The 25,442-nt window shown below is 71.4% G+C and carries 35 protein-coding genes and 1 tRNA gene; 3 read left to right on the top strand and 33 right to left on the bottom strand.

Annotated elements, in window-relative coordinates:
* Positions 1-56 precede the first annotated feature (56 nt).
* From HHL19_RS16620 to HHL19_RS16495, 26 genes are all read right to left on the bottom strand, one after another.
* Complete coding sequence (locus HHL19_RS16620; RefSeq protein ID WP_169090315.1) at positions 57-1,007, bottom strand: phage major capsid protein; 951 nt, start codon at positions 1,005-1,007, stop codon at positions 57-59.
* 66 nt (positions 1,008-1,073) lie between these two features.
* Complete coding sequence (locus HHL19_RS16615) at positions 1,074-1,706, bottom strand: hypothetical protein (protein WP_169090313.1); 633 nt, start codon at positions 1,704-1,706, stop codon at positions 1,074-1,076.
* A gap of 130 nt (positions 1,707-1,836) precedes the next feature.
* Entirely contained in the window at positions 1,837-2,646 is an 810-nt protein-coding gene (locus tag HHL19_RS16610) for a hypothetical protein (protein WP_169090311.1), read from the bottom strand.
* A complete protein-coding gene (locus HHL19_RS16605; RefSeq protein WP_169090310.1) occupies positions 2,646-4,040 on the bottom strand; it encodes a phage portal protein in 1,395 nt (464 codons plus the stop codon). Before HHL19_RS16605 ends, HHL19_RS16610 begins: the two co-directional genes overlap by 1 nt.
* 12 nt (positions 4,041-4,052) lie before the next feature.
* Positions 4,053-5,702 carry a terminase large subunit gene (locus HHL19_RS16600; RefSeq protein ID WP_169090308.1) on the bottom strand — a complete coding sequence of 550 codons (1,650 nt, stop codon included), beginning with the start codon at positions 5,700-5,702 and terminating at the stop codon, positions 4,053-4,055.
* Positions 5,703-5,727: 25 nt separating this feature from the next.
* Entirely contained in the window at positions 5,728-6,189 is a 462-nt protein-coding gene (locus HHL19_RS16595) for a hypothetical protein (RefSeq protein ID WP_240981645.1), read from the bottom strand.
* Between the two features lie 38 nt (positions 6,190-6,227).
* Positions 6,228-6,839: a DNA primase gene (locus tag HHL19_RS16590; protein WP_169090306.1), complete on the bottom strand. Its 612-nt coding sequence runs from the start codon at positions 6,837-6,839 to the stop codon at positions 6,228-6,230.
* Between the two features lie 654 nt (positions 6,840-7,493).
* Positions 7,494-7,808 (bottom strand): HNH endonuclease signature motif containing protein, encoded by a 315-nt coding sequence (locus tag HHL19_RS16585; protein WP_169090304.1) that lies wholly within the window; start codon positions 7,806-7,808, stop codon positions 7,494-7,496.
* On the bottom strand, positions 7,808-8,065 hold the full coding sequence (locus HHL19_RS16580; RefSeq protein WP_169090302.1) for a hypothetical protein: 258 nt from the start codon (positions 8,063-8,065) through the stop codon (positions 7,808-7,810). Before HHL19_RS16580 ends, HHL19_RS16585 begins: the two co-directional genes overlap by 1 nt.
* Before the next feature lie 8 nt (positions 8,066-8,073).
* Complete coding sequence (locus tag HHL19_RS16575) at positions 8,074-8,268, bottom strand: hypothetical protein (protein ID WP_169090300.1); 195 nt, start codon at positions 8,266-8,268, stop codon at positions 8,074-8,076.
* 3 nt (positions 8,269-8,271) lie between these two features.
* Positions 8,272-8,574, bottom strand: a complete 303-nt coding sequence (locus HHL19_RS16570) for a hypothetical protein (protein WP_169090298.1) — start codon at positions 8,572-8,574, stop codon at positions 8,272-8,274.
* A gap of 12 nt (positions 8,575-8,586) precedes the next feature.
* Positions 8,587-8,922: a hypothetical protein gene (locus HHL19_RS16565; RefSeq protein ID WP_169090296.1), complete on the bottom strand. Its 336-nt coding sequence runs from the start codon at positions 8,920-8,922 to the stop codon at positions 8,587-8,589.
* Positions 8,923-8,939: 17 nt separating this feature from the next.
* Positions 8,940-9,200, bottom strand: a complete 261-nt coding sequence (locus tag HHL19_RS16560; protein ID WP_169090294.1) for a hypothetical protein — start codon at positions 9,198-9,200, stop codon at positions 8,940-8,942.
* A 16-nt stretch (positions 9,201-9,216) separates the two neighbouring features.
* Complete coding sequence (locus HHL19_RS16555; protein WP_169090292.1) at positions 9,217-10,269, bottom strand: hypothetical protein; 1,053 nt, start codon at positions 10,267-10,269, stop codon at positions 9,217-9,219.
* Between the two features lie 20 nt (positions 10,270-10,289).
* Positions 10,290-11,180 (bottom strand): NAD-dependent epimerase/dehydratase family protein, encoded by an 891-nt coding sequence (locus tag HHL19_RS16550; RefSeq protein WP_169090290.1) that lies wholly within the window; start codon positions 11,178-11,180, stop codon positions 10,290-10,292.
* 2 nt (positions 11,181-11,182) lie between these two features.
* A complete protein-coding gene (locus tag HHL19_RS16545; protein ID WP_169090289.1) occupies positions 11,183-11,362 on the bottom strand; it encodes a hypothetical protein in 180 nt (59 codons plus the stop codon).
* Positions 11,359-11,607, bottom strand: coding sequence for a hypothetical protein (locus HHL19_RS16540; protein WP_169090287.1), 249 nt, complete (start codon positions 11,605-11,607; stop codon positions 11,359-11,361). Before HHL19_RS16540 ends, HHL19_RS16545 begins: the two co-directional genes overlap by 4 nt.
* Complete coding sequence (locus tag HHL19_RS16535; RefSeq protein ID WP_169090285.1) at positions 11,604-12,197, bottom strand: class I SAM-dependent methyltransferase; 594 nt, start codon at positions 12,195-12,197, stop codon at positions 11,604-11,606. The genes HHL19_RS16540 and HHL19_RS16535 overlap by 4 nt, the downstream gene beginning before the upstream one ends.
* The gene (locus tag HHL19_RS16530) at positions 12,194-12,643 is read right to left on the bottom strand and encodes a hypothetical protein (RefSeq protein ID WP_169090283.1); all 450 of its coding nucleotides are present in this window, start codon (positions 12,641-12,643) and stop codon (positions 12,194-12,196) included. The genes HHL19_RS16535 and HHL19_RS16530 overlap by 4 nt, the downstream gene beginning before the upstream one ends.
* The gene (locus HHL19_RS16525) at positions 12,640-13,347 is read right to left on the bottom strand and encodes a hypothetical protein (protein WP_169090281.1); all 708 of its coding nucleotides are present in this window, start codon (positions 13,345-13,347) and stop codon (positions 12,640-12,642) included. The genes HHL19_RS16530 and HHL19_RS16525 overlap by 4 nt, the downstream gene beginning before the upstream one ends.
* Positions 13,348-13,537: 190 nt before the next feature.
* On the bottom strand, positions 13,538-13,780 hold the full coding sequence (locus HHL19_RS16520) for a helix-turn-helix domain-containing protein (RefSeq protein WP_169090279.1): 243 nt from the start codon (positions 13,778-13,780) through the stop codon (positions 13,538-13,540).
* A gap of 495 nt (positions 13,781-14,275) precedes the next feature.
* A complete protein-coding gene (locus HHL19_RS16515; RefSeq protein WP_169090277.1) occupies positions 14,276-14,827 on the bottom strand; it encodes a hypothetical protein in 552 nt (183 codons plus the stop codon).
* Complete coding sequence (locus HHL19_RS16510; RefSeq protein ID WP_169090275.1) at positions 14,824-15,504, bottom strand: hypothetical protein; 681 nt, start codon at positions 15,502-15,504, stop codon at positions 14,824-14,826. Before HHL19_RS16510 ends, HHL19_RS16515 begins: the two co-directional genes overlap by 4 nt.
* 252 nt (positions 15,505-15,756) lie before the next feature.
* Positions 15,757-16,185, bottom strand: a complete 429-nt coding sequence (locus HHL19_RS16505; protein WP_169090273.1) for an ATP-binding protein — start codon at positions 16,183-16,185, stop codon at positions 15,757-15,759.
* Positions 16,178-16,696, bottom strand: a complete 519-nt coding sequence (locus HHL19_RS16500) for a hypothetical protein (RefSeq protein ID WP_169090271.1) — start codon at positions 16,694-16,696, stop codon at positions 16,178-16,180. The genes HHL19_RS16505 and HHL19_RS16500 overlap by 8 nt, the downstream gene beginning before the upstream one ends.
* 38 nt (positions 16,697-16,734) lie before the next feature.
* A complete protein-coding gene (locus HHL19_RS16495; RefSeq protein WP_169090269.1) occupies positions 16,735-17,139 on the bottom strand; it encodes a hypothetical protein in 405 nt (134 codons plus the stop codon).
* Positions 17,140-17,323: 184 nt separating this feature from the next.
* Here HHL19_RS16495 and HHL19_RS16490 point away from each other — a divergent pair, with 184 nt between their 5' ends.
* Complete coding sequence (locus tag HHL19_RS16490) at positions 17,324-18,541, top strand: helix-turn-helix transcriptional regulator (RefSeq protein WP_169090267.1); 1,218 nt, start codon at positions 17,324-17,326, stop codon at positions 18,539-18,541.
* On the opposite strand, the gene HHL19_RS16485 is transcribed toward HHL19_RS16490, so the two are convergent.
* From HHL19_RS16485 to HHL19_RS16470, 4 genes are all read right to left on the bottom strand, one after another.
* Positions 18,522-19,184, bottom strand: a complete 663-nt coding sequence (locus tag HHL19_RS16485; RefSeq protein WP_169090265.1) for an HAD family hydrolase — start codon at positions 19,182-19,184, stop codon at positions 18,522-18,524. The two genes, HHL19_RS16490 and HHL19_RS16485, sit on opposite strands and share 20 nt — an antisense overlap.
* Before the next feature lie 82 nt (positions 19,185-19,266).
* Positions 19,267-19,578 (bottom strand): divalent cation tolerance protein CutA, encoded by a 312-nt coding sequence (gene cutA / locus HHL19_RS16480; protein WP_169090263.1) that lies wholly within the window; start codon positions 19,576-19,578, stop codon positions 19,267-19,269.
* 84 nt (positions 19,579-19,662) lie between these two features.
* On the bottom strand, positions 19,663-20,100 hold the full coding sequence (locus HHL19_RS16475; protein ID WP_169090261.1) for a DUF6221 family protein: 438 nt from the start codon (positions 20,098-20,100) through the stop codon (positions 19,663-19,665).
* Positions 20,097-20,927 carry a hypothetical protein gene (locus tag HHL19_RS16470; RefSeq protein WP_169090259.1) on the bottom strand — a complete coding sequence of 277 codons (831 nt, stop codon included), beginning with the start codon at positions 20,925-20,927 and terminating at the stop codon, positions 20,097-20,099. The genes HHL19_RS16475 and HHL19_RS16470 overlap by 4 nt, the downstream gene beginning before the upstream one ends.
* A 120-nt stretch (positions 20,928-21,047) precedes the next feature.
* Between HHL19_RS16470 and HHL19_RS16465 the strand changes: the two genes are divergently transcribed.
* Positions 21,048-21,581, top strand: a complete 534-nt coding sequence (locus tag HHL19_RS16465; protein ID WP_169090258.1) for a hypothetical protein — start codon at positions 21,048-21,050, stop codon at positions 21,579-21,581.
* 230 nt (positions 21,582-21,811) lie between these two features.
* Here HHL19_RS16465 and HHL19_RS16460 read toward each other — a convergent pair whose 3' ends face one another.
* The 3 genes from HHL19_RS16460 to HHL19_RS16450 all read right to left on the bottom strand — a co-directional run bounded on the left by HHL19_RS16460 (position 21,812) and on the right by HHL19_RS16450 (position 25,150).
* On the bottom strand, positions 21,812-23,476 hold the full coding sequence (locus HHL19_RS16460) for a TROVE domain-containing protein (protein WP_169090256.1): 1,665 nt from the start codon (positions 23,474-23,476) through the stop codon (positions 21,812-21,814).
* A gap of 101 nt (positions 23,477-23,577) precedes the next feature.
* A tRNA-Ser gene (locus HHL19_RS16455) sits at positions 23,578-23,649 on the bottom strand.
* A 220-nt stretch (positions 23,650-23,869) separates the two neighbouring features.
* On the bottom strand, positions 23,870-25,150 hold the full coding sequence (locus HHL19_RS16450; RefSeq protein WP_206325911.1) for a helix-turn-helix transcriptional regulator: 1,281 nt from the start codon (positions 25,148-25,150) through the stop codon (positions 23,870-23,872).
* Positions 25,151-25,300: 150 nt separating this feature from the next.
* Between HHL19_RS16450 and HHL19_RS16445 the strand changes: the two genes are divergently transcribed.
* On the top strand, positions 25,301-25,441 hold the full coding sequence (locus tag HHL19_RS16445) for a lasso RiPP family leader peptide-containing protein (protein WP_169090253.1): 141 nt from the start codon (positions 25,301-25,303) through the stop codon (positions 25,439-25,441).
* Position 25,442: the final 1 nt, after the last annotated feature.

The raw sequence follows: 25,442 nt of genomic DNA, 5'->3' as shown, positions 1-25,442 counted from the left end.
GTGCTCCTTCGGGCGAACCTCCGCCGGGCCCGGACGGGGGCCCGGCGGAGAACGCGTCAGCTCGCGGCGGTGGTCGCCTGGACGACACCGAACGGCGACCTCGTCGCGCTGTTGGTGTTGAGGCGGGTCGCCGGGTTGGCCGTGGCGAACGCGAAACGCGCCACGACGCGCATGGCCACGCTGTCCTGCTGCATCAGGTTGAGGATGACCTTGCCGTCGTCGTCGGAGATGACGCCCTCGGTGAACATCTTGAAGCTGATGTCCTGGCGGACGCCGATGATGGCCTTGCGCCAGTCGCCCATCAGGAGCTCGGCCTCGCTGGTGTCGAAGCCGCCGTTGGTGAGCTCCGACATCGGGTAGCCGTACAGCGTGCCGCCCGGCGCGCCCTGGAGGTTCGGCTGGTAGATCGGGTGACCGTCGGTGGACCGGAGACCGTTGAGCTTCCACGTCAGACCGGCCCGGGAGACGAAGCCGTTCACGGCGAAGCCGTCCTGGGCGACCTTCTCGGCGACCACGGTGACGTCCTGCGCGAAGTCGTCGCCGGTGCCCGCGATCGTGGCGTTGCCGGCGGCGACGGCGGAGGAGTACACCGACGGCGACCAGGTCGACGGCTTGTTGATGCCGAAGAGGCAGGCGCCGTCGAGGAGGGCGCCGATCGCCTCGGTCAGCCGCGGCTTGACCTGGCCCCAGATCGGCATCTGGGCGTCGTCGAGGTACGCCTCGGGGATCGGGACGATCGCGGCGATCTCCTCGGCGACCAGGTCGACGTTCTTCCAGTCCTGCGCCGAGGTCTGCTTGAGGCCGGTGTCCCCGCCGACGAAGTACGCGAGCGGCATGACGTCGAGCACGGGCTGCCGCTGGGACTTCGCCGACATCGGCACCCGCGCGGCGCGCTGCAGGATCGCGGACTGCGCCGGCAGCTCCTGGATGATCTCGGCGCTGACGGGGGTCGGGACCAGCGGGTCGTTGCTGGCGTCGCGAGAGATGAGGCTGTTGTACGTGGGCACGGGGACTCCCTTCGGATGTGCAGCGCGCCGGGCCCCGTGCCGGGGAGATGCCGGTGCTGCAGAGGGTTACGGGGTGGCGTTGCGGCCGGCGAGGCGGCGGATCCACTGATCAGGGGTGGCATCGCCGCCGTTCGAGGCGGGGGTGGCGCCGGGGGTGAGGGACTCGACCGGGCGCGCCGCCGGCGCGGCGGCCGGCTTGAGCTGCGAGGCGAGGGCCTCGGCCCGGGCGTTGATCTCCTCGGCGCTGCCGGCGCCGAGGAGGTCGATGAGCTCGGGCGGGATGCCGTGCGCGGCGGCGGCCAGGAGGCGGGCGTTCTGCGCGCGTTCCTGTTCCAGTTGCTTCTGCACGGTCTGGGCCTGCTCGGTGGCCCGCTGGATCTCCGTCTTCTGGGCGTCCTCAGCGTCGGCCCATTTCTGGGCGGCGGCGCGCAGGTCGTCCAGCTCGGACTTCGACTTGAGGCCGAGAGCCGAAAGGTGCTTGCCCTCGTGCTGGCGGGCCAGGGCCTTCCATTTCGCCGCCTCGGCTTCCCAGTCCTTCGGCTCCTCGCCGCCGGTTCCGCCGGCGGCCGCGGGCGCGGCGTCCGGGGTCACCGGTGCGGGGGCCGGGGCGGGCTGGTGGAGGGCGGCGACGTCAGCCGGGGTCGGCACGGCGGGGGCGGCGCCTGTCGGCTCCGCAGCGGGCTGGGCGGGGGTGGACATAAAGGTGCTCCCGTGTCGGGACGCGCACCGCCCTGTCGGCCGGCGCTTAGGGGGACATGACGAAGGGCGCGCTCCGTGTCGGCGCGCGCCCGGGTGTTGCTGACGACCAGTCACATAAGGCCGGCCGGGTTCAGGGGGTGGGTTCGCTCTCGCGGGGCGAGGTGTATGCCGCGCGTCCTTCGGCCTCCCACCAGCGGCGCCAGGCGTTGACGGCCTCGCGGCCGCCGTGGCCGCGGGTCTGCTCGCGCCAGGCCGTGTACAGGTCCTCGGCGATGCCGACGAACGGCTCGTCGTAGGTGAAGCTCGGCCAGGCGGTGCAGCCGCACATGTCGTGGTACTTGAACTGGCCGGGGCCTTCGAAGTTCGAGTTCTGGGCGCGGCCGGCGGTCTGCGCCGACTTGTAGACGGGACCGCGCGAGGCGAGCATCGCGCACCAGGCGCAGGGGTCGCCGTCGGTGACGCGGGCCCACCCGGTGACGGTGACGTCGTCAGCGATGGCCTGCTGCATCAGCTGCCGGCCGCCCTCCTGCGCGAGGTACTGCCCGGAGGCCGCGATCCGTACGGCGGCCGCGTCGGCGGCCTGCTGCTCGGTGCGGCCGCGGGCGATGGCCCTCTTGAACTCCGCTGGCCCGGTGATGTCGAGGGTCCGCTCGAGCCGGTCCCGGTCCAGCGCCGGAGCCGGTTCGGGGACGAACCGGCCGGGCGCCCCGGCGGCCTCGCGGGCCTCGAGGAACACGGCCCGCGCGAGGGCGGCAGACTCGTCCCGGGCCTGGACGATCAGCGGGGCCAGGACGCTGCGCAGCGCGGGCCAGGCCGCGTCCACGTTCCTGCGGTCGACGAGGTCTCGCCAGGCGCCGGCCAGCTGCCGGACGAGCCGGGCGGACAGCTGGGCCTGGCGGCGGCGGTACGGGAGCGCGAGGCGCGCCGCGCTCTGCGCCATCAGGCGGCCGCCGGTTCCGGCGCCGGGTCGGGCTCGATGGCCGTGTCGGGGACGTCCATCTGCCGTTCGATGTCGGCGGCGAGCCGGGTGAAGGCGTCGCCTTCAGCGAGGGCGGCCCTCCAGCGCGCGACGTCGGTCTGCGTGACGCCGGGGATCTTCTCCCACAGCTCCTGCGGCGGGACGCCGAGCATGGTAGCGAGCTTGCCGAGCGCGTCGACGGTCTGGGCGAGGGAGCGGGCGGAGGTGTCACGCCAGACGACCTGCGCGGAGACGTCCTCCCACGCCGCGGTGTCGCCGGAGGCGAGCCCGACGAGCCGCATGGTCTGCTCGTGAGACTCCCCGAGCACGCTCTCGTGCTCGTCGATCTTCCCGTCGAGGCCGTCGCGCGCGGCCGCGAGGGCCTCGGCGGACAGGTTCGCGACCTGCCCGAGCAGGTGGTACGGCGGGATCTGGGAAACGGTGGCCATGTGCCGGTTCGTGGCCTCCCGGGACTCCAGGTAGCCCTTGAGGTCGGTCTGCCCGAACTCTCCGAACTTCGTCTCGCTGTCCTCGGCGACGAACAGGCTGTCGACCCGCGACCGGAACGGTGCGGTCGGGTTCCCCTCCTCGTCGGCCTGCGGCACCATGCCCGTGACCCATCGCTGACGGAACGCCGCGTACTGCTGCGCCATCAGCAGGTTGAACGTGGTCATGTTCAGCTGGTCCTGAGCCGTGATCAGCGGCTCGACCTCGCCGATCACCCCGTCGCCGTCTAGGTCGATCATGTTGACGTACCGGACGATCGGACACACGCCCAGGCCGTGCTTCATCACCTGGCGCGCCCCGTCCATCTGGAGCCCGCTGCCGTCCTTCTTCGCGACCATCGGGTACCGGGCGTCGTCGTCGTACATGAAGACCTGCCGCGCCGGGCCCTTCGGAGTCACCACCTGCCGCACTTCGATGCCGTACCGCGGCCACTCGTCGTTGATCGGGTCCTCGTACAGCGCCGTCATCCGCCGCGGCGAACTCGGCGTGATCAGTGGCACCGGCCGGCCCGGCATCACGACGTTGTACGCCGCGCCGTAGGTAAGCACCGACCGGTGGATCCCGTGCTGGCGCGCGTCCATCCGGTTGGCCTGCCACACCTTCCAGGAAGCCGCGTTCTCGTCCGACCCCGTCGACCGGTAGCCGTCGACGTACAGGTTCTGGGAAACCACCGACACCACCAACGGCAGGACGTTCTGCTTCGCCCGGTCGATCAGCCACCGGTACTCCGCTCGCGCGCCGTTCGGCACGTACACCGAATCGTGCTCGCCCCGCATGTACGCGGCGATCTTCTCCAGCCGAGGCTGCTCCGCCTCTCGAAGCTCCAGCAGCTGTCGCCCGACCTTCAGGGCCTGGTCGTTGGAGAGCACCGGGACACCCCCTTACGCGAATCCATGGACGCGTCCTGTCCTCGTGCGCTTCTTCTTCCGCTTGGCCCACTCCGGCGAGGCGAGGAGGGCCCGGCGCGCCATGTCGGCGAGCTGCATGGCCGCGAAGCCGTCGACCTTCTTCGGGCTCTCGCGACTTTCCTTTCCGAAGCTGACGCCCCATCGGTTGGGGCGCCGGCGGCAGTTCCCCACGTGCCGGTTCAGCGCGGCGTGGTCGGTGTGCCTGATCTGCTGGTCCTCGATCGCCTGGACGAGGGCCTCGGTGGCCTTGGTGAGCTCCTGCTGGTGGCCGCGCATGTCGTAGCCGACCGGCGACTTCGGGGTCGCCTTCACCAGGAGCCGATCGGCGTATTTCTCCGACCAGGTGTCGATGTACGACTCCCACAACTTGACGTCGGCAAAGAAGCCGACGACGTCGTACGTCCCGAAGGCGTGCTCGACGAGCTCGCCGACGGCGATCCGGTCGACCTCCCAGTTCTTGCCGAGAGGGCCCTCGGGCCGCTCCCAGATCCCGAGCGGCTGCGCGAGCCGGTCGGCGACGCGAAGAGCAATGATCGCTGTCGCGTCGTCCGTCTTGCCGCCGTCGAACCCGATGACGATGGTGTCGCCGGGCTGCAGCCGGTCCTCGGACGAGCACTTCGCCCAGTCCCCCGGATCCAGGAGCGCGTCCTCGGCCGCGACCGGCTGGTTCAGCCAGAAGCGGCGGGAATCCGACGGCGACGACTGGGGGTCCCAGATGTCGGAGATGATGCCGTCAAGGTCCATCCACTCCGCGGCCGGCCCGTACGCGGCGCGCAGGCCGGCAAGGAGCTCGCCGCGGTCGGCGAGGTCGGTGCCGTCGGGCGCCTGCTTGTGGTCGAAGAGGAGCGCGGCGGCTTCGGCGTCGCGAATCCGGCCGTCCCGGATGGCCTTGTAGTAGGCGTGGGTGGCCTCGGCGACCGAGTTCTGCCCCGGCTCGTACATCGTGCTGGTCTCGAGCGCCCATCCCTCGGCAGCCGGCCGCTTGCGGAGGTTGCGTCGGATCGTCGTGTGCATCGAGTGGAGCACCGGCAGGACGTACAGGTGCGTCTCGTCGAAGACGGCGAAGGTCTCGCGGCCGCCGTCCTTCGACAGGGCGGACGCGGTGGACGGGATGATCTCGCCCCGCTGCTGATGGAGGACCACCCGGCTCGACGAGGCCGTCGTCTTGCCGATGTCGATGCCCGGGTAGGTGTCGCCGTGGTGCTCGGCGACGTACTCCATCATCGTGCTGACGTTGTCGTACGTGTTACCGGCCTGGCCCTCCTCGGTGGCCATGCAGCGGATGATCGGCGACTGCATCGGCCGGCCGACCGGCTCCCCGTTCGCGTCCCACCCGTCGAAGCGGACCGGGAAGAGGGCTTCCGCGCAGACGAGCATGCCGGCGAGCTCCGACTTGGCCCTGCCCTTCGCACGGGACAGGAAGGCCCGGTTGTAGACACGCCGCCCCGTCTCCGGGTGGAGCCGGTACGCCTTTACCACGAAGGCGTAGAACTCGTCGTCCAGCTCGATGGGCTGGCCCACGATGTCGCCCGGCCCGTGGCAGAGGTACCCCTCGATGTGCTCGACGAGCTGGTGGCCGAGGCTCGGGAACTCCCCCTCGTACGACGGTCCGCGCCAGGGCATCGTTCACCCCCGGCCGTCGTCTATGTCAGCCGGCGGTGTCTTCGTTCACGATCCGCAGACTCTTCCGGCGCGCGTGGATCGCTGTGGGCCCGGGCGCGGCTGCCGGGGGTGCGCCGGGTGCCTCGACCTTGAGCTTGAGCCTCATCCGGTCCTCGGGGGTTGCGCCGAATTTGGCGGCCCTCAGGCGGAGCTCGCTGGCGTACTCCCAGCGGCCCTTGGTCCAGAAGATGTGGTGCAGCAGGGCGGTGTCGACCAGGAAGTCCCAGTCGGTCTGGGTGAAGGTCTGCGCCTGCGGGGAGCGGCGCCAGGTGTCCCACCACGCCCGGGTTTGCTCGTTCCACTCTTCGCCGTCGGGCAGGATGCCGTCGGCGAGGTCGGGCCCTCGGAGTTCGCCGTCCTCCTCGATCCGGGTCATCTCGGAGTCGCGGGCCTTGGTGTCGCGGGCGCGGGATCGGGTGGCCTTGGGCGCCATGCCTCGTCCGGCCATGCCGCCACCTCCTTCCGGAGTGGGCGGCGCCGGTGCGGCTACGCCAGGGTGGACAGCACCTCGGTGAGGTCTCCGAGGACGGACGGTGCGCCGGCCCAGGGGCGGCCGGTGATGGTGACGTACCGCTCGCGGTCGTACAGCTCGATGCAGCGGTCGCCGCGGCGGATCCGGCGGCCGCGGCCTACGGTGCCGTGGCCCCAGATGTGCAGTCCGGTGCCGGACGGGGAGACCTCGACGTAGGTCGGCGGGAGCTGGTCGAGGATCTGGCGGGCCCACGGGAGCAGCGTGCCGTCGGTGATGGCGTGGTCGAGGTCGATGCAGACGAGGTCGTCGGTCTCCGAGAGGACGAATCCGCGGCCGACGCCGACCGTTGACTCGGTCGCTTCCTGGTGGGAGCGCCAGGTGGCGGGGTCGGTCGAGGATGCGGCGCGCGGCCGGCGGCCGGCGGGGGCTGCGACGAGCGGGACCTTGTTGGCGGTGTGGCGGACCCACTGCCGGCGGCGGGTGAGGGCGTCGGGGATCGGGTCGACGTTGGTGCGCTTGCGATCCCGGCAGGCGGCGGTGCGGCAGCGGCCGGAGCAGTAGCGCGCGTTGGCCGCGTGCCGGGCTCCGAGGTGCTGGTCGCACTGCTCGCATCGGGGGGTTCGCATGGAGAGAGTCTACCATTCTGTAACGCCAATATGCGCCCTGACCTGCGAATTCACTTCCCCAGTAACTCCCCCTCCGGATCGCCGGCCGCCCCCTGAATCACCCTCCGAGATCACCGCAGGTCAGTCCATGATCATCGCTTCCCCAGAGTTACGCGCACCGCGAGAAGCTAACGTGCCCGATCCCTGGATCTTGAAGTCGGAGGGGATACCCCCCAGGGGTACTAGCGATCAGCTTGGGCCGGCCGCCGAGGGGCGCGCTGGATCGCATACCCCCTGCCCCTACCCACGGCGCCAGCGGCCCGGGCCCGGCGCCCCTCACCCCTGGCCGCTTGCCCCTCGGCCAGCCAGGGCCAGCAGGCCCGCCCACGGCTCCCCTCCTGCCCAGGCGGGCCCTGCCGGGCGGGGCGGCCGGCGCCCGGCGCCCGGCCCGCCCGCGCCGCGCCCCGGAGCGGCCCGGACCCTGGGCCGCGCCCGGCCCGGCGGCGGGGCCTCGCGGCGCGGGCCGCCCCGCGCGGGGGCCGGCCGGGCGGGGCAGCCAGGCCGGCCGCAGAGCAAGCCCGTGGGGCGCAGCTGTGGGAGTGTGGCGTGTGGTGGTGCTGGTCAGCGCGGCGTGGTTCTGGTGGGGCTGGGGCGTTGTGGTGGTGGGTGGTGTGGTTACAGGAGTCCGGGGTGGGGCTCGGTGGGGCGGGCGCGGGGTGGGCGGGCGTGGGCGACGGCGCTGGCTTCGTGGGCGGTTTTGCGGTTGTGGTGCCACTCGCACAGGGCCCAGTAGTTGTCGTCGGTCTCGGGGCCGCCGAGGTGGGTGGGGATCTTGTGGTCGACCTGGTTAGCCGGCTCGCTGCAGATCCCGTTGGGCCCGAGCTCCATGGGCCACTGGCAGATGTGCTTGTCGCGGCGGAGGATGCGCGGCCTGGTGCGGCTTTCCCATCCCTTGGGGAGAGGTGAGCTGCGTCGTCCCTGACTGGGCATCAGCTGTCTCCTCGGTGGGCGGCTTGCTCGCTGACGGCGTGGCCGGGGCGGGCACCGGTGGCGCGCAGGTGGAGGTTGGAGCAGAGACCCTTCACGATGCCGGGGCCGACGTGCTTGGAGAGCTGGGTGACGCAGCGGTCGAAGTCTCCGGGTACGCCCCATTGGATCTTGGCGGCGCCGGGTCCTTCGGTCCAGTAGGCCATGAGGCGCTGGGTGGCGGCGGCGTCCTGGGGGGTGGTCTCGCGGCCGGCGGCCATGGGTCCTCCTACTCGGGTGCCAGGTCCTTGGGGTCGACGCGTTGGATGTGTGCGCCTTTGCCGCTGGGGAGGGCGAGGCAGATGCCGTCGGCGTCGGTGAAGACGGCCCAGTCCCCCTGGAAGCTGAGGGTGAGGTGCGGGTCCTCGAGGAGGATGTCCTCGCGGCGTTGCTCGGCGGGGTGCTGGATGAGGTAGGCGGGCATCGCTCAGCCCCCGGTGGTGTCTTGGTTCCGGCTGGGCTGGAGTTCGAAGGGCAGGTGGTCGGTGACCATCCGGGGGTCGCTGGGCGGGGGCTCGGTGGGCCCGGTGGGGATGTCGATGCTCTGGGTGGTGACGAGGATGGCTGCGGCGGCGCAGCGGTAGCGGAAGGTCTCCGCGTCGTTGGCGAGCTGCTCGCGTTGCTCCGGGGGGAGGTCTTTCTGCACCTGGTCGAGGACGAGGGCGAAGGGCTGGGCGCCGGGGATGTCGCCGGTGGGGTTGGGCAGCGGAAGGATCTGGAGGCGGGCCATGGGGGACGCCTCCTAGAGCTGGGGGTGGGTGCGGAGTCGGTCCGCTGCCCATCGGGCTGCGGCCTCCACCTGCTCGTGGAAGACGGTGGTGTCGGCTTCGATGTGGATGGTGAGCGGGAGGCCGTGCTCGTCGACGGGGAGGTCGTTGGCGGGGATTTCCATGGTCTCTTCGAAGACGAGGACGGTTCGGGCGCCGATTCGGCTGGCGAGGTCGAAGTCGGGGTCTTCTCGCTTCGTACACAGGAGTGAGCCGATGAGCGCTTCGTCGGCCTGGTCGATGACGAGGGCGAACGGGGGGCGGTCGTCGTCGGCGCCTTCGGGGAGTTCGAGGATCTGGAGGCGGGGCATGGTGCGTGCCTTTCGGGTCAGCGGCGTTCGATGAGGTGCCAGACGAGCTGGCCGCCGGGTGCGATGGCGGTTCCTCGGTGGGTGGTGCCTTCGTCGGGGATGAGCTGGCCGGTGCCGTAGACGCGGAACTCGCGGGCGGGCTGGTCGTCGCGTGCCCATGCCCAGAACTCGACGAGGTTGGGGTTGCGGCAGTCAACGTGGAGGAGCGTGCCGCAGCCGGCGATGGTGTGCCATCGGTCGTCGACGGGGATCTCGTACCGGTGGATGGGGTGGGCCACGGCTGGGTGCTCCTGCCTACTCGGCGGGTTCGCTGGTGGGGCGGTAGCCGTAGCGGGCGCGGTCCTCGCTGATCTGGAGGGCGATGCGGGCGGCGGCTTCTGCGGGCCAGGTGCCGGCGGTGACGGCGGCCGTGGTGGCTTCGACACCGCTGCCGAGGATCCGGCCGCGGTCGCCGGGCTTGGTCGGGATGCCGGGGCGGGTGTTCCAGTCGACGGACCAGGAGTGGAAGCGGCGCCGGCGGGTGCGGCCGTAGTCGCAGCGTTCGAGCTGGAGGGTGACGGTGTGCTCGTCGCCGTGCGGAAGGCGGACGGTGACGGTGGTGGGGTCGCCGACCTTCTCGTAGCTGTAGCGGCGGTGGCCGAGAATTCGGTCGCGCGGGTCGAGGGTGACGCTGCCGCGCATCCACCAGGGGTCGATGTCGGAGCTGTCGCGGCGCGCCCACAGGGCCCACTCGAGGCGGCCGTCGCCGAGGCGGAGCTCGGTGACGCGAGACTGGTAGCCGCGAGGGTTGAGGCGGCGCTGGAGCCAGGTCCCGAAGCGCTCGGTGTGGAGGTACAGGGCGCCGAAGGGGTGGAGCCGAATGTGCGCGGCGAGGGTGTGCTCGCTGCCGCAGTTGCCGAGCTTGAAGCTGATACCCCACCCCGGGAATGAGCGGCCGATGATGAGCTGGGCTCCGACTTCGCCGGTGGGGTTCGTGGGCCAGGGGCCGGGCTCCGGCGGGCGCGTGAAGGGCTTGCCCGCGCGGGCGATGGCCTCGATCTCGGCGCGGCTGAGGGGTGGCGGTTCTTCGCTGAGCCATGGGCCGGTGTAGCGGTCGCCGATGTTCCAGTGGGCGGGGTCGAGGTTGCCCTGGGGCTCGGGGCGTACGCCGCAGCGGTCGCAGCAGACCCAACGGGAGCCGGGGTCGTCGGCGCGGAAGCCGGTGGTGCCGTCGACGACGGGCCGGTGCCCGAGGAGACGGCAGGTCAGGAGCGGCCTGGGGATGTAGCCGAGGAAGTGGCCTCGGTTGTAGAGGGCGCGGCGGCTGGTGGGGGTGTCGGGGCGGTAGTCGACGGTGTGGAGGTACACGGTGCGGTGCTCCTGCTGGGTCAGGCGGAGAGGGCGCGGGCGATGCCCTCTTCGAGGGTGATGCGGGGCTCGTAGAAGTCGCGGAGCCGGGCGGTGTCGGCGACGCGGTGGTGCACGCCCTGAGGTGCGGCGGGCAGGTGCTTGAACTCGGGTCGGTAGCCGTGCTCCTCCGTGACCAGGGCGGCGAGCTCGTCGAAGGAGGTTGCCCGCCCGGTGCCGAGGTTCACCGGCCCCTGTACGCCTTCGGCGACGGCGGCGAGGGTGGCGTCGACGACGTCGTCGACGTGGATCCAGTCGCGGGTGCTGCTGCCGTCGCCCCAGATCTCAAACGGGTCTTGCTGCTGCTTCGCCCGGCGGATGAAGGCCGGGAAGGGGTAGGCCGGGTCCTGGTCGGCGCCGTAGCCGGAGAAGGGGCGCAGGACCGTGAGGCGGGTGCCTTCGGCTTCGGCGTAGGCGCAGAGCTGCTCGCCGGCGAGCTTGGCGAGGCCGTAGGTGGCGTCGGGGCGGCCGGGGCGCTCGAAGTCGATGTCGGTCTCGGTGAGCCGGCGGAGGGGGCCGGGCTGCTGGAGGGCGACGGGGTAGGCGGCCGAGGAGGAGAAGTACACGGCGCGGGGGACGCGGGCGCGGGTGAGCCAGCGCATGTACCAGGCGTCGAGGCCGAGGTTGGTGGCGACGGCGAGGGGGCTGCCGTCGATGCTGGCGCGGCCGCCGACGATCGCGGCGCAGTGGATCGCGAGGTCGAATTCGCTGCGGGGCGGTGCGGGGCGGCGGAAGAGCTCCAGGGCGTCGCGGCCGTGGGCCAGCGGGGTCGGGGTGAGGTCGATGCCGAGGACCTCGTGGCCGGCGTCGAGGAGCCGGCGGTGGAGGTGGCGGCCGATGAAGCCGGCGGCGCCGGTGATGAGCACGCGCATCGCTACCTCCTGAGGCGTTCGGCGTCGGCGGTCAGCCCGAGGGCTTCGGCTTTACCGGGGTCGACGATGCGGTGGCCGGGCGAGAGCAGCAGCGGGCGGCTGTCGGGGGCGGGCGTGTAGCGGGGAAGGCGACCTCCCGTGCCGGGGCGCACGCGGAACAGCCGGCGGAGGAGGACCTTCACGAGGTGCGCCTCCTCAGGTGCTGGTGGTCGAGGCGACCGGCGCAGGTGGCGTTGTGGCGGCGCAGGATGCGGCAGGCGATCCGGCGGGGGACGGCGTATGCGAAGTCGTGGGGCTCGCCGATGAGGTAGCGGAGCCAGTACTCCGGGCCGGTCGCGGTGTGGCTGTACTCGTACCAGCGGGTGGGGCGCGGCTCGGCAGGGCGGAGCCGGGAGCGGGCCGGGGTGTCGCCGGGGGGTGTGGTCATGTGGGTTTGACCGCACGGTAGACGGACCAGGGGAGGTCGGTGTCGAGGGCCTTGAGGCCGAGGCGGGCGCAGAGGGCGTCCTGCTCGGCCGGGTCCCAGGTGGTGACCTCGAGCCAGCTGCGGGCTTCCTCGGGGTGGTCCGAGGTGGGCCAGTCGAGGATGAGGAGGCCGCCGGTCTTCACGGTGTCGCGGAGCTGGGTGACGAGGGCGGCGCCGGTGGCGCGGGCGTGGTGGATGAGGACGGCGAGGCAGACGGCGGCGTCCTGCTTGCGGCCGACCTTGGCGAGGAGGTCGGTGCCGTCGGTGTGGACGGTGGTGATGCCGGGCGCGCGGGTGGTGAGCCGGGCGAGCATCCGCGGGGAGGAGTCGGCGGCGGTGACCTGGTAGCCGAGTTCGGCGAGGGGGAGGGTGACGCGGCCGTCGCCGGCGCCGAAGTCGAGGACGCGGGCACCGTCGGGGATGACGGTGGCGAGGTGGTTGGCCTGGGCGCGGCCGGAGGCGTCGTAGGCGTCTTCGCCGAGGTCGCGGCTGGGGTGGATGGCGGCCGGGTCGGCCTGGTCCCAGGCGGTGATGATGTTGGCGGCGCTCACGCTTCCTCGCTTTCGGGGGTACAGCAGCGGGGGTGGTAGTGGCGTTCGGTGCGGGGGCCGCCGGTGCCGCAGGTGGGGCAGTGCCAGCTCGGCTCGACGTGGCCGGCGCGGGCACCGGCGAGGGCCGCTTCGAGGTCGCGGCGGGCGTGGGTGGGCGGGGCGACGGTGCTCCAGTGCTCGATGAGCGCTTGGACGGCGAGGACGTCGCGTTCGGCGCTCTCGTAGAGGGCGTGGTCGTCGTTGCCCATGACGACGCGGGCGTCGACGAGGGCAGGGTCGCTGCTGGCGCCGTCGAGAAGGCCGTCGAGGCTGATGGCGATCGTGAAGGCCAGCGGCTCGTCGGGATGGTTCACAGCGACGTGGCCGGAGGGAAACTGGATGCCGGACCAGCTGCGGCCGTCGGCGAGCTGAAGCGTGAAGAACCTGGGGCGGGGCTGCGCTGTCATCGGGGTCCGTCCTCGAGGAGCGCGCGGAGGCGGGTGAGGTCGGTATTGAGGCCGCCGCCGTCGCGGTAGGCGTGATAGGCGGCGTTGTCGTGGTCGACCATCGCGGTGCTGTTGCACTCCTCGTAGCCCGGGTCGAGCTCGGCCTTCCCGTTGGCGGGGTGGAGGTGCTCGATGATCATGTCGGGGAGGTAGGTGATGCGGCCCATGCCGGTCCCCCAGTCCTTCCAGACGAGGTCGACGCAGAGGTGGATCATGCTGGGCGGGGCCATGTAGCCGAGGGCGGTGACGATGTCGGAGGTCATTGCGACGGCGGTCGGCATGTTCTCGCCCTGGAGAAGGTCGTTGCCGTAGACGATGCCGGGGCCGCCGGAGAGGCATTCGCGGATTCGGGCGTCCCAGGGGCGGTCAGCGGGGCGGGGGCGGTGGTCGTCGCCCATGAAGGCGAGGTACCGGTAGCGGGGGGCCTGGCCGACGGCGACGTCGTTGAGGGTGCCGACGAGGCGGAGGCGGGGGCCGACGGTGAACTGCGCGCCCTTGTGGGCGAGGTAGTCGTCGCGGCGGGGGTCGTCCTCGTCGATCGCGAAGAGCAGGTCGGCAGTGGCGCCGGTCTCTCGCCAGGCGGTGAGCAGCTGGGGGACGCTGTCGGGGCGGCTGCGGGTGGGGACGATGACGAGGAGGTCGTCGCGGGTGCGGGGTGCGGGCATGGCGTGACCTCCGGGGCAGCGGGTCGGGCAGGTGAGGGTGGGCCCCGCCGCGCGGGCGTGTGGATGCAGGCGGCGGGGAGCGGTGGGGTGTGTCCGCCCGGCTGCTGCCCAGAGCCGGGCGGACACGGGCCGAGAGCGCGTACGCTCCGGCCGGCCTGCGCGTGCACCGTTCGCGCAGGGGTCTGTGGGGTCAGGCTGCGTCGAGGATCCGACGGCGGCCTGTGACCGGTGGCGCTGGTGCGGGTTCGATCAGTTCGCGGGTGTCGGGGTCTCGGCGGGCCGGCTCGATCTCCATGACGTCGTACCGGGCGTTCTTGCCCTGGCCGTAGACGGTGATCCGGCCCTCTGAGGCCCATCGCCAGATCGTTCCGACCGAGCGGCCGGCCCAGTAGGCGGCGTCCTGCGCGGTAACGCGGGCGGGAGACGAGGCCACGGTGCGCACCTCCAGGACATGATCAAGGCCCGCTGGTCAGGCGGGCCTCCGGGAGACGCAGTGCAGGCACCTTGATCCATAGTGACTTCGCTGCAGGTCAGAAAGTCAATCTCGGCCTCGTCGCGTTAAGTACTTCGTGCTACTGGAGCCTCGTGGCCGTGAGTTTCACTGCGGAAAGGCCATCGATCGCATGCCGCGGCCCGCCTACCCCTGTGAACGGAGTAGACGGGCCGCGGCATGCTGCTTGGGGCGGCTCAGCCCCAGCCGATATCGGGCCTACGGTTCCAGTTCGGGTCGCTGGTGATGCCCCATCCCACGTCGCCGTATCCCCATCCGCTGTCGGCCATGGCTGTTCCCCTCCCTGTGCGTAGCGCGCTCGTGCTGCGCCGATGAAGTGACGCTAGCCTCAACAAGGTCACCGGGCCACCCCCCAGACGATGAGCGCGGCCAGGCCGATCAGCCACGCGAGGTAGATCGCTCGCCGCGCACCCTCGCTCACAGGTCCTCCAGGGCATCGCGGAGATCGGGGACGTCTCGGCAGAGCGCGCAGGCGTACTTCGACCACCCGGGCCCGCTCATCTGCTCACCCCAGGCGATCACCTTGACGTCGCGAGACGGCGCGTTGCAGATACTGCACACGGCGATCGGTCCGAGGGCGCTGGCCGTCTCCAACGGGCCGAGGAGCCGCTCCAGGATCGTCCGGAGGTCGCTGGGGTCGGTGAAGACGGGGACGTCGTCGAGAGGCCAGCGGAGCCACGACATGGAGGCACAGCCCTCCGGGCCAGGAACGAGGAGCGACGCTCCGGCCCGGTGCCACTGGACCGCAGCGCCGCTCAGGTCCGGCCAGTCCTCGCCCGCGCCGGACGGCAGGAAGACCGTCGCGAGGTTCAGGCCAGCGTCGGCGAAAATGGGGCCGGCCTCGTCGCCGAGGGCGGCAGCCATGAGCCCGGCCCAGTCCAGCGGCACCGTCATCGCGCACCACGTCTCGTCCACAGTTAGCACGGCGTACGGCGTCTGCGGCAGGTACGACCGGACGGGCCCGGTCATCGTCGGCCCCCCTCGGCGAGGAGGCCGGCGCGCTCGGCCTCGGCGACTAGGTCGATGGGGGTCACCCCGCGCAGCTGGGCGACGGCCCGCTCGGCGAGCATCCACCGCAGCTCCCGTGTGCCGTGGGCCAGCTCGACCCTCTGAGGCAGCGGGACCACCGCCCTGCCGGAGGGCATGTGGAGGACGCCGCCGATGCCCCATTGCACGGGCCGGGCGACCCGGGCGGCGGTGTAGCCCTCCAAGAGGTAGCGGCAGTGCCCCACGGACTCCCAGGCGCACGCGATGTGGACCGGCGGATTCTCCGTACGCTCCCCCTCCTGGATCGGCTCCACCGTGCCCGAGTCGTCGCTCGCGCCGACGAGGTACAGCGCCCCGCCATGACGGGCGGCCTCCGCGAGGGTCGGGCCGTCGCACACTTGGCATAACTGCTCCCACATCGCCCGGCGCTGCCGGACGGGATGCAGCGCCTCGAAGATCGGCGTCCCCTTGCCCTGGGCGCGAGCGTGCCGTCGCCACAGAGTGCCCTGCCACCGGCACGCGGCATCGACGATCGGGTCCACGTACCGCAGGACGCCGCCGGCGTTGACGACGGCGGGGCTGATGTCCTCCTCGCCGGTCCAGCGGACGACGTGCGGCACGCGTAAGCCGCGGTGTACGGGCAGGGTGTGAAGACGCAAGGCGTATCCCGGTGAGGAGTAGGGAGCCCTCCGCCAGGGCCACAGCGTGGCACGGGGGACCTGCGCCAGGAACGTCCTGGCGGAGGGCATTAGTGGGGCGGGCCGGCCACCGGCCCGTCGTGGACGGGCCAGTGGCCGGGGTGCGTGCCGGTCGGCGTCGGTCACGCACCACCCCCTCCGGGCTCGCGGGGAGGGCCCCTTTCCTGGCCGGCCACCGCCGTCGACGCGGCCAGGACATCTAGGTGAGTTCGGCTAAGCGAGCTCGGCCCACACGCGCTTACCCCAGCGCCGACGCTCGCAGCCCCAGCGCACGGAGAGCGCGGCGACGAGGTCCAGGCCGCGGCCGCCCTCGGCGTACGGGTCCGTCCGCGCTGGGCCCAGCGGACGCCGGTCCAGATCGGTCACGGCGACCTGGATGTGGTCGTCCTCGCCGCGCGTGATGGCGACCCGGATCGGGGCGCCGCACGTACGGGCGTGCACGATCGCGTTGGTGGCCAGCTCGGAGACGACGAGCTCGGCCCTCTCCGCCAGGTCCTCCGAAAGCTCCCATCGGCCGAGGACGGCGACGACCAGGCGCCGCGCGACGGCGACCGACATCGGGTCGCACCGCAGCGTGCGGGACTGGGACGGCTCGTCTGCAGTGAGGAAGAACTCCGGCCGGCGGGCGGGGGCGTCAAGCATCCTCGCTCGCCTCCAACGCCCGGACCTCCGCGAGCCGCATCCTGCCCCGCTCTACCAGCCACCGCACGATGCCCACGTCGCACAGCGCGGCCGGCCCTTCCATCGGCACGACCCACCAGGCCGCGCACCGCGGGTCGGGCGCCGTGATCGTGGTCGCCGGGACACCGAGGAAGAAGTCGCCGCCCAGGGCCTCCGTGCCGGGCACGCTCCAACGTCCTGCGGCACTGCGCGGGGCGAGGGCGTAGTACGACTGGCTGTTGCCGTCGAAGAAACAGGGCCCGCGGTCGAGGGCCGTCGCCAGGTAGGACGCCACCTCGTCCCGGTCCGAGGTACCGGCCACGGCGTGAACGATCTCGGCGGGGACACGGATGGCAGTGAACGTCTTGCCGCAGCGCAGAAGCGCGACACCGTACTCCGCCCACTCCCGCTGGGCCTGACGTTTGTCGTGCGCGGCCAGGATCAACCAGGTCTCGGCGCCGGCCTCGCGGTCGCTGCGCGAGTGGACGAGCACGCCGGGCGCTGCCTCAACCGGTCCGTGGGGGAAGCCCGTCATCGCGCGGCGGTCCCACTCGGGGAGGGCTGCCCTCCGGCCAGTCCGGATGCGTCGACCACAGCCGCCCGAAGGGCGTCCACGGAGGTGAGGAGCCGGTCCTCGCCGGGGCAGATCCGCCAGTGCGGTCCGGGCCCGGTGGTGCAGCGGGCGACCGGCACGTCCAGCGTCGTTCCCGTGGGGAGCGCCTTCGTACCGCGAGTGCTCCATCCTTCCGTCGAGCCGGCGGGGAGCAGCCAGTAGAGGGCCGTCTCGTCCTCGATGACGGCGCCGCTGCGCGCGCCGAGAATGTTCAGGGCAACGAGGCCAACGCTGCGCGGGACCTGGATGGCGTCCCACTCCGCGCCGACGGTCTTCGGTTCACTTTCGGTCTTACTCGTGGTCAGTAGCTCCGGGTCAGCCATCACGTTCCCTCATCTGTTGGGTCGATGGCACAACCTTGGTCCTCAGGTCCGACACCTACGAGGTCTTTGAGAGGTCTCTCCTGACCAAATACCGGACTTTCTCTCATCCGTTGGGGGGATTTCTGGCGTTCCACAGGACTCTTCTCCACACTGGTGCTGCACATCGCATACGGAGGTGAGAGACGTGGAGAACGACGGCAACGTGCTGCTTCGCGCGGCCCGGATCGCGGCAGGCTACGGCACCCAGGAAGCCCTCGCCGACGCCGTCGGCGTGGCCGTCCGGCAGGTCCGGCGCTGGGAATCGGCGAACCCGCCATGGCCCCGGGACGCGGTCCGGCGCGCGCTGACGAGCCTCCTCGGCCAGAACATGGAAGACCTCGGCTTCACTCCGCCGGACGGCATCCGCGCACAGCGGGACGGCCAGCCGCGGGAGCTGCCGCGGACCAGGGGCATGGTTACCGTGCCCGTGCCCGGCGTTACCCTCCAGCCGGCCACTGCCGGTGAGGACTTCGCTGAGGTCACCCGGCGGCACCGCCGCCTCTACTGGACCGTCGCCCCCGCGACCCTCCACCCGGCGATCGCCGCCCACACTGCCCTCGGCTGCGCCCTGCTCCCCGAAACAGCCGGCATCGCCCGGCGGACGGTCGCGGCCGCGCTCGCGGAGTCCTTCCTCCTCGCAGGGCGAATCCAGTTCTTCGACAGCCAGGAGCCGGACACGGCCAAGGAGACATGGACCCGTGCCCTCCAGGCCGCCAGCCAGGCCGACGATCAGCTCCTCGGCGCCGCGATCCTCGCGCACTCCGCCTTCATCCCCGGGTGGGCCGGCGACCGGCAGGCCGCGGTGGAGCGGATGACAGCCGCCCGGACGTACGCCCGGCGCGGGGAAGCTTCCGCAGCCTTCCTCGCGTGGCTCGACGCCGTCGAGGCCGAATGCGAGACCCGATGCGGCCACACCCAGACGGCGCTCTCCCTCCTCGGGCACGCCGAGGAGGTCCTCACCGCCGGCCCCGATATCCCTTCGCCGGAGTGGATGGACTGGTTCAGCCCGGTCCGCCTCGCCGCTTTCAAGGGGCACACGCAGCTCACAGCCGGCCACCTGCCTCAGGCACGCGAAACGCTGCTCGGGGTCCTTGACGGTCTGGAGCCGAGCGAGGACAAGCAGCGCACGGTGATCTTCGGCGACCTGGCTGCTGTCGAGGCCGCCGACCGCAACCCGGAGAAGGCGTGCGAGTACGCCGTCGCCGCCCTCGAGCAGCTCCGCCGCACCTGGTACAGCACGGGCATGGACCGCGTCCGCGACGTGCGCCGCGCGCTCGCACCGTGGCAGCACGAGCGCTGTGTCCGCGACCTCGATGACCGGCTGTACGGCTGGGAAACGACCGTCAGCGCCCTCGGCCGTTGAACTGGATGATGTTGCCGGACAGTTCCGCAAGGCTCTCGACCCGGAAGGTCGGGAGCTTTTCGGCTTCCTCGGTGTTCCACTGGATGGTCGCCCAGGGGCCGCGGCGGACGAGGGCCGACTCCATCCCGGCCTTCACGGCCGGGCGAAGGTCGTTGTCGACTCGGTCGCCGACATAAAGGATCTCCGAGTTCTCGAAGGGCACGACCTCGGCGACCCGCCGGAAGAACTCGACGTCGGGCTTGGACGCGCCCCAGTCGTCGGAGGTGCCGATGAAGTCGACGTCCTCGGTGAACAGCTCGCGAAGGATCTTCCCCGCCCGGGTGGTCTGGTTGCCGGCGATGCCGAGCCACAGGCCGTCGGCGCGGAGCTGCGCGAGCGCGGGCCGGACGTCCGGGTAGAGGTCTTCCTCGCCGAAGTGCTCGGGCTGACCGGCGGCGGCGCGGGCCTCGCGCTGCTCGTAGAGGTCGAAGCCCGGCTGGAACTCCTGGAAGACGTCCCGGTAGTCGCGCCCTTGGGCGATCACGGCGCCGAACATGGCCGCGAAGGTGTGCCGTGGCACCCCGAGCCAGTCGGCCCACGTGCCGTACTCCCTGGTCTCGTCCACCAGGCACTCACCGACGTCAAACACCACTGCACGAATCATGCAGCGATCGTACAAATTCAGATCACTGCATGTCAGGGGAAGCCACGTGGCCGATATGCGCCATGGCGAGCGACCGCCAGTCCTAGCGCTGCTCCTCGACCACGGTGTCGATCCGCTGCTTCCACCGCTCAGCGCTGGCCACGATCGGGACCGCGCAGACCTCGGGGTTGTCCCACGGGTACGCTTCCAGGAGGTACGCCTCCAGTTCCGGGTACCGGTCCGCCGTCGTCTTGAGACGAATCTGCCGCTCCTCGCCGGTGCCGTACTCGCCGTGGTGCCAGAAGACGGACTTGACCTTGGTGATCTGCGCGCCAACGGCGAGTCGGTTCCTCACTGCGTCGCTGGCCAGCTCGATGGCCTGCTCTTCGGTCTCCGTAGCAGTGGAGACCTGCATGTAGTCACGGGCAGGAGCGTATCCAGGGGGCCGCGGGTCGCTAGATCGTCTCCAGGCCAGCTCTCCCGGCCCACTGAAGGCGGGTCACCACCCGGACCGGTAGTCCGGGTGGTCGTCGTAGGCACGGGCGAGGGCGGTGACCACCATGCGCAGGATGTGCACCTGGAGATGGAACGCCGGATCCGTTCGGCAGGCGGGGTCGCGGGCTGCGAGGAGGTACTCCCGGACGAGCTCCTCCTTGGCGGCGATGTCGGCGAGAACCCTGACGGGATGGTGGTGCGCGATGTGGTCGACGGTGGCGCGTAGCTGACGCCCGCTGAGCGCGAAGCCGTCCGCGACGGTGACGTCGTCGACGGCGAGGACCTCGTCGTGCTCCTCGTTGGACCTCCACGTACCGGGGCTGGCCGCTTGGGCGAGCTCCCGGGCCTCCAAGAGACGCGCGAGGAGGAACTCGCCGACGTCCAGGCGCAGCTGCACGGGGGCGGGCGTCGGGCCGGTGGGCGTCCTTGTCTGCTGGGTCATCGCTGCACCCACGCTCCTCCGCTGTACGCGTAGACGGGGAGCTCGCCAGTCTCAACGTCGTCATCGTCCGCTGTGTAGGCGGTGGCCTTCTCCAGAGTCTGGCTGGCGAACTCGGTCGGCTCCTCGTCCATCAGCGCGGTGGAAGCTGCTGCTGCCTCCTGAGCGCGACGGAGGGTGCGCCAGTCGGCGAGGCCGTCCCAGCGGGCGCCGCAGCGGGGGCAGTGGATGCGGTGGTGGGCAGTGGTCGCGGAGAGATCTTCGCCGCACAGAGCGCCATCGGCGTCGCGGGCGGGACAGGTGCCGATCCCGACGTGGGCGGGGCGCGGGGTCCCGGAGACGGCGGTGGTGCAGTCGCGGTGGAGTCGGCGGATGACCTCGAGGTCCTGGTCGACGGCGGCGTACTGCTCGCAGGCCCACTCCAGGTTGATGCGGAGGAAGGTGACGTGGACGGGGAGGGCTTGGGCCGGGGAGCCAGCCCAGGTGCCGATGCGCCGGCCGAGGGCGGCTCGCCACGAGTCTTCGATGGCCTGGAGCCGGGCAGCGGCGCCTCCGGGGCCGGTGAGGTCGAGAACCTCGAGGCGGCCAGGGATCGGCGGGGTGTCGCGGCCGCTGGCGGCGGCGCTGCGGTTGCCGACGCGGCGCAGGAGGGCTGAGGTGGTGGACAGGCGCACGAAGAGCGCGGGGAGTTCACCAAGGAGCCGGTTCACGGTCTGCTCGCAGGGGCGGCAGACGTGACGGTGCGCTTCCTCGGGCCACAGGGCGCGGCCGCAGCGGGGGTTGGTGCAGGTGGGCCACTCGTAGTCGCTGACGTCGGGGGCGGTGTGCACAGCGGGCTCCTCGGTGCGTAGGGGTCCGGGGCCGGGGCGGCGGGGTATGTCTCCAGTCTGCCTGGTTGACGCTCGTCCGTTCGGGCCCGTGACTCTTCGCGGCACTGGTTAGATCTGGTCATGATTGATCCCACCAGCGCTGCGGCTTCGGCCGGCACTCGCGCCATAGCCAGTGCGCTCCTGAAGAAGTCCCCCGCCCGTCTGGCGCCACGTCTCGGTGGGCGTGAAGAGCGGCGGGGTGTGTACGCGCGGTACTCGCATGCGCATGCCGACGCGGCATCGTTCGCACAGGCCTTGCGGATGGAGAAGAAGTTCGCCTCCACGTTCATGGGGCAGGGGCGCATGCGCACTCTGCTCGCCATGACGCAGGAGCGGCAGACAGAGTTGCTGTCCGCGTACCTGGAGGTCCGGCTGGTGGCCAACCCCGGGCCCCTCGCCGCGGCCGACGACCTCATGTCGGCGACGTCCAATCTGATGGACACGGGGCCTTCCTTCGATGAACACGCCTTCGGCGCTGCGCTGGAGAAGGCGCTGGAAGCACACAGGGCGTTCACGGACCGGTGCCGGGAGGATCTGTGGTACGCGCCTCGGTGGTGGCAGCTGTACCGCGTGGGCTGGTGGTCGGCGAGATGGAAGTGGGTGCGCGGCAAGTAGCCGGTGGCCTGGAAAACGGGCGAGGACCTCGACTGGGGGTCGAGGTCCTCTCTGCGTCGACCGGCTTACGCCGCCCCTGGCGGGTGTCGCGGTTTCCCAGCGACAGACGGTCGTCCGCGGTGCCCATGACGAGTGGGACATCCGTCATGGTGGCCGCCAACGCGCTTCCCGCCTAGCCCTGTTCATCCATACGGCGTACTCACGGAATGGGCCTCCCGCTCCACCAGCGGCTACGCGTCGGCCTGTTCCCAGGGCCAGCGGGCGTCGCGGCCGGCGTCGAGGAGCGGGATAAGGCTGAAGGCGGCGTCGCTGAGACCTCCGAGGGTGTGCCGGTTGCGGCCACCGGCGGGCGTGGCTCCGGGCCGGTAGCCGGCCATGTTCCACATGTACACGGGGACGCTGGCCGGGATGAGGTCGTCGATCCGGGTCTCCGGCATGCCCTGGTAGCTGATCATGTTGGACGGGAGCCAGCCAGGGCGGGTCTGCTCGTCGGTGACGACGATAACGCGGTCGTGGCCGGAGAAGTGCTTCTTCACGGCGGAGGGGATGTCGGTGCCGTCTATGCTGCCGAACTGTTCGACCAGGGGCAGGGCGCTGCCGCCCTTCTTCGGGGTGATCTCCCGGGAGGTGCCGCCGAACTCCACCAGGGTGGGGTTCTCGGCGCGCAGCGCGAGCGCGGCACCGAAGATGGCGGCCTGCTCGGCGAGTGAGATGTCGGAGGTGTTCGCCGTGGAGTAGTAGAAGCCGGGGAACATGCTGGGCGAGCGGTCGACGAGGATCAGGGTGTGCCCGCTGAGAGCGGGGACGTTCGCGAGGGAGTGGTTGAGGGCCTGCTCGAGGGGGTGGGCCCAGCGCAGGTTGGGGGCGGCCTTGTAGGCGGCCCAGACCCGGAAGGGGAACATGCGGGAGCGGCGGACCTCGTCGGGATCGGCGAGCCGCGCCGCGACGGCTTGGGCGACGGCGTCGGAGACGCCAGCCTCGTCGAAGTTGCGCAGGTTCCGGGCGAGGGCCATGAGGCCCATGCTCGGGATGACGGCCTCCCAGGCTGCGGCGTCGAGGGGGCCCTGGAGCCAGCCGGCGAGCGACTCCCAGGTCATGCCCGCGGCCGCGAGCCGGTCAGCGCCGCCGGCGAGGAGGGCGCGGCGCTCCTGGACGGGGACGCGGTGGAGGTCGTTGCGCGCGCGGATGGTGGCGAGCTGGGCGGGGACGTCCTCAGCTCGGTTGTGGCGGCGGTCGATGGCGTGCTTGAAGAGGTCGCCCTGCCAGGGCCTGTTCGCGGCGGGCGCGGCGTGAACGAGCTCGAGGACGTCGCCGAAGCGGTAGCCGTGGGAGTCGGTGTCGTACTTGAGGAGGGCGCGCTCGGTGTAGAGGCGCTGGGTGGCGTCGGCGATGCCGCGCTTGAGCGGCTGGGGCAGGCGTCGGCCGTAGTGGGTGGTCCAGTAGCCGAGCAGTTCGCCGGGCTCGTCGGGGCGCTGGAGGACCGAGGCGATGACGGCGCGGTCGGAGTGCGGCGCGATGTCCACGGCGATGGGGCCCGGGCGGAGGGCGGCGGTCTTGGAGGCGTGGAGGCGGGCGTGAACGAACTCGGCGGCGCCGACGATCGCGGCGGTGCGCATGTTGCCGTGGGTGCGGAGCCAGGCGAGGAAGCTGGCGGTCCAGGCCGGGTCGAGGACAGCGAGTTCGCGGACGAGCTGGCGGTAGCGGTCGTCGCGGGTGGTGCCGGTCTCGTAGAAGGTGTCGGTCGCGACGCGGTTGTGGACGGCGAGGAGGTAGAGCTCGCTCTTACTGTCGCGGAGGTACCCGGTGGCGGCCTCGTAGGTGGCCGTGTGCTCCCCGGTGGTGGTCACGGGCGAGGTGGCGCGGGGGCGGGCGGCGCGGGTGTTGAAGCGGGACATGGTGCAACCCCTCTGCAGGGAGGGGAGGATGAGCGCGGGGTGCCCGAGATCAAGGTCGGCTGGGGTACAAGGTGCTCTGGCCGCTGAGCTACGAGGGCCAAGGCCCTCGGCGGGATTCGAACCCGCGACCACCCCATTAGCAGTGGGAAGTAACCCCGGCCTGCGCACCGGGCACCCCGAAGCTCACGCCTCCCGAGATCAAGGTCGGCAGCGGCACATTTTCATTCCAAGAGAAGTAACCGCGGCCTGCGCACCGGGAGGTGCTTACGTCGTGGGCATCACGGTAGGCACGACCGGTGCCGCCGTACAACTGGGTTACTTCCTTTGGAGATTCTCATGGGGTGCGGACGGATCAATGTGAAGAGCCGCCTCGTACTCGCGCGGCCCGATGCGTTACAGGCGGGCGCTGACGCGTTCGAGCAGCTCCTGCTGGCTTCCGGAGGGAGGTAGGGAGGAGAGGCGGGCAGCGATGTTGGTGAGGCCGTCGGTGATGCGGACGGACTGGATGCCGTCGGCGATGTCGAGGAACTCGTCCCAGGTGGTGAGGGCTTCCTGGGTGTTGCCGCGGCGCACCTGCACGTGCCCGAGGTCGGCGAGGACGATCGCGCGGGTGCGTTTTCGGTCGAGGCCGTGGATGTCGAGGGCGAGGCGGAGGTGTTCCTCTGCGGCGGACCAGTCGCCCATGCGGGCGTGGATCATGCCGGACTCGTGGGCCCATCGGCCGTGGCTGTAGTGGCTGGCCCAGGATTGGCCGGGCCGGGCGGGGGCGCGTTCGATGGCGGTCTGCGCGGAGGTGAGCAGGCGGGCGGCGGCGGTGTCGTCGCGGTCGGCGGCCAGGGCGCGGGCGAGGGTGTTGCGGTAGTAGGCCAGCGCCTTCGGGTTGTCGAGCTTGCGGCCTCGTTGCTCGCAGGCTTCGGCGAGGCGTACGGCGGTGGGGATGTGGCCGAGGTCGATGGCTTGGTCGGCGAGGGCGCGCAGGGCGGTGGCGGCGAGTTCGTTCTCGCCGGCTTCGGCGGCGAGTTTGTAGGCGTGGACGTTGTAGCGCTGGCTGAGGCCGTAGTCGCCTTCGTCGCGGGCCATCCAGCCGATGAGGTGGACGAGCTCGGAGGCGGCGGCGAACAGGTCGCGGCCGGTCTTGTCGGTGTAGCGGCCGTCGAGGAGGCGTTTGACGTCGACGGTGAGGTAGCGGACGGCGAGGTGGCGGGCGTGTCCGCCACCGAGTTCGGAGGCCGCGTCGCCCAAGGTGGTGGTCATGATCCGTACCGCGGAGACATCGCCGGCGCCCACTGCGACCGGGCCGGGCTTGCTGACGCGGCGGGTGACGGCTTCGGCGTCGGTGAGGTCGAGCGCGGCCAGGCTGGCGGCGGCCGTGGCTACGAGTAGGGTCCGTCGGTCCACGTCAGTGCCTCCCAGCTGCATGACTGAGGCCACCGTATCGAGATCGGGTGTCTGAATGGTGGCGGTCGGGTTGATCTCCAGGCTGATGTCGAGGACTTGCTCGATGAACGGGCGCCAGTCCTTGGGGGCGCGGCCGCCTTTCTCCCATCGGTAGACCTGCTGCCGGCCGAGGTAGTCCTCGACGCCCCAGCGTGCGGTGGATAACTCCTTTGCGAGGCGGATCTGGCTCCAGCCGCGCTTCTCGCGCGCTGTGCGGATGCGGTCCCCAGTGGTCATCGTCTCGACGATCCTGTCCCGAGCTGGGCTACAACTGGACTACAGCTGGGGGACATTGTGGCAGCTGTTGGCGCTCCGCAGACACGAGTTCACTAATCGTCATCGCCCCGGCGCCGCAGAGGTGCCGGGCACTGACGAAGGGAAGCCGTCATGGCCCAGCAGATCACCGAGGTCGAGATCGTCACCCCCGCCTACGAGGCCCCCGTGGTCATCGCCGTGGGCACCGTCGCCGAGGTCACCCTCGGCACGCAGTCCTTCGACACCGCGGACGACACCCAGTACAAGCACTGAT

This window comes from Streptomyces sp. R302, assembly GCF_012927245.1.
Lineage (GTDB): Bacteria > Actinomycetota > Actinomycetes > Streptomycetales > Streptomycetaceae > Streptomyces.
The sequence above is the reverse complement of the archived record's forward strand: the minus strand, read 5'-3'. Positions and strand labels throughout refer to the sequence as shown.

What these genes read in the sequence shown, in the direction of transcription:
- HHL19_RS16615 (WP_169090313.1), bottom strand. Translation starts at nt 1,706, where the DNA reads ATGTCCACCCCCGCCCAGCCCGCTGCGGAGCCGACAGGCGCCGCCCCC.
- HHL19_RS16610 (WP_169090311.1), bottom strand. Translation starts at nt 2,646, where the DNA reads ATGGCGCAGAGCGCGGCGCGCCTCGCGCTCCCGTACCGCCGCCGCCAG.
- HHL19_RS16600 (WP_169090308.1), bottom strand. Translation starts at nt 5,702, where the DNA reads ATGCCCTGGCGCGGACCGTCGTACGAGGGGGAGTTCCCGAGCCTCGGC.
- HHL19_RS16595 (WP_240981645.1), bottom strand. Translation starts at nt 6,189, where the DNA reads ATGGCCGGACGAGGCATGGCGCCCAAGGCCACCCGATCCCGCGCCCGC.
- HHL19_RS16590 (WP_169090306.1), bottom strand. Translation starts at nt 6,839, where the DNA reads ATGCGAACCCCCCGATGCGAGCAGTGCGACCAGCACCTCGGAGCCCGG.
- HHL19_RS16585 (WP_169090304.1), bottom strand. Translation starts at nt 7,808, where the DNA reads ATGCCCAGTCAGGGACGACGCAGCTCACCTCTCCCCAAGGGATGGGAA.
- HHL19_RS16580 (WP_169090302.1), bottom strand. Translation starts at nt 8,065, where the DNA reads ATGGCCGCCGGCCGCGAGACCACCCCCCAGGACGCCGCCGCCACCCAG.
- HHL19_RS16575 (WP_169090300.1), bottom strand. Translation starts at nt 8,268, where the DNA reads ATGCCCGCCTACCTCATCCAGCACCCCGCCGAGCAACGCCGCGAGGAC.
- HHL19_RS16570 (WP_169090298.1), bottom strand. Translation starts at nt 8,574, where the DNA reads ATGGCCCGCCTCCAGATCCTTCCGCTGCCCAACCCCACCGGCGACATC.
- HHL19_RS16565 (WP_169090296.1), bottom strand. Translation starts at nt 8,922, where the DNA reads ATGCCCCGCCTCCAGATCCTCGAACTCCCCGAAGGCGCCGACGACGAC.
- HHL19_RS16550 (WP_169090290.1), bottom strand. Translation starts at nt 11,180, where the DNA reads ATGCGCGTGCTCATCACCGGCGCCGCCGGCTTCATCGGCCGCCACCTC.
- HHL19_RS16540 (WP_169090287.1), bottom strand. Translation starts at nt 11,607, where the DNA reads ATGACCACACCCCCCGGCGACACCCCGGCCCGCTCCCGGCTCCGCCCT.
- HHL19_RS16530 (WP_169090283.1), bottom strand. Translation starts at nt 12,643, where the DNA reads ATGACAGCGCAGCCCCGCCCCAGGTTCTTCACGCTTCAGCTCGCCGAC.
- HHL19_RS16525 (WP_169090281.1), bottom strand. Translation starts at nt 13,347, where the DNA reads ATGCCCGCACCCCGCACCCGCGACGACCTCCTCGTCATCGTCCCCACC.
- HHL19_RS16515 (WP_169090277.1), bottom strand. Translation starts at nt 14,827, where the DNA reads ATGACCGGGCCCGTCCGGTCGTACCTGCCGCAGACGCCGTACGCCGTG.
- HHL19_RS16505 (WP_169090273.1), bottom strand. Translation starts at nt 16,185, where the DNA reads ATGCTTGACGCCCCCGCCCGCCGGCCGGAGTTCTTCCTCACTGCAGAC.
- HHL19_RS16495 (WP_169090269.1), bottom strand. Translation starts at nt 17,139, where the DNA reads ATGGCTGACCCGGAGCTACTGACCACGAGTAAGACCGAAAGTGAACCG.
- HHL19_RS16485 (WP_169090265.1), bottom strand. Translation starts at nt 19,184, where the DNA reads ATGATTCGTGCAGTGGTGTTTGACGTCGGTGAGTGCCTGGTGGACGAG.
- cutA (WP_169090263.1), bottom strand. Translation starts at nt 19,578, where the DNA reads ATGCAGGTCTCCACTGCTACGGAGACCGAAGAGCAGGCCATCGAGCTG.
- HHL19_RS16475 (WP_169090261.1), bottom strand. Translation starts at nt 20,100, where the DNA reads ATGACCCAGCAGACAAGGACGCCCACCGGCCCGACGCCCGCCCCCGTG.
- HHL19_RS16465 (WP_169090258.1), top strand. Translation starts at nt 21,048, where the DNA reads ATGATTGATCCCACCAGCGCTGCGGCTTCGGCCGGCACTCGCGCCATA.
- HHL19_RS16460 (WP_169090256.1), bottom strand. Translation starts at nt 23,476, where the DNA reads ATGTCCCGCTTCAACACCCGCGCCGCCCGCCCCCGCGCCACCTCGCCC.
- HHL19_RS16450 (WP_206325911.1), bottom strand. Translation starts at nt 25,150, where the DNA reads ATGACCACTGGGGACCGCATCCGCACAGCGCGCGAGAAGCGCGGCTGG.
- HHL19_RS16445 (WP_169090253.1), top strand. Translation starts at nt 25,301, where the DNA reads ATGGCCCAGCAGATCACCGAGGTCGAGATCGTCACCCCCGCCTACGAG.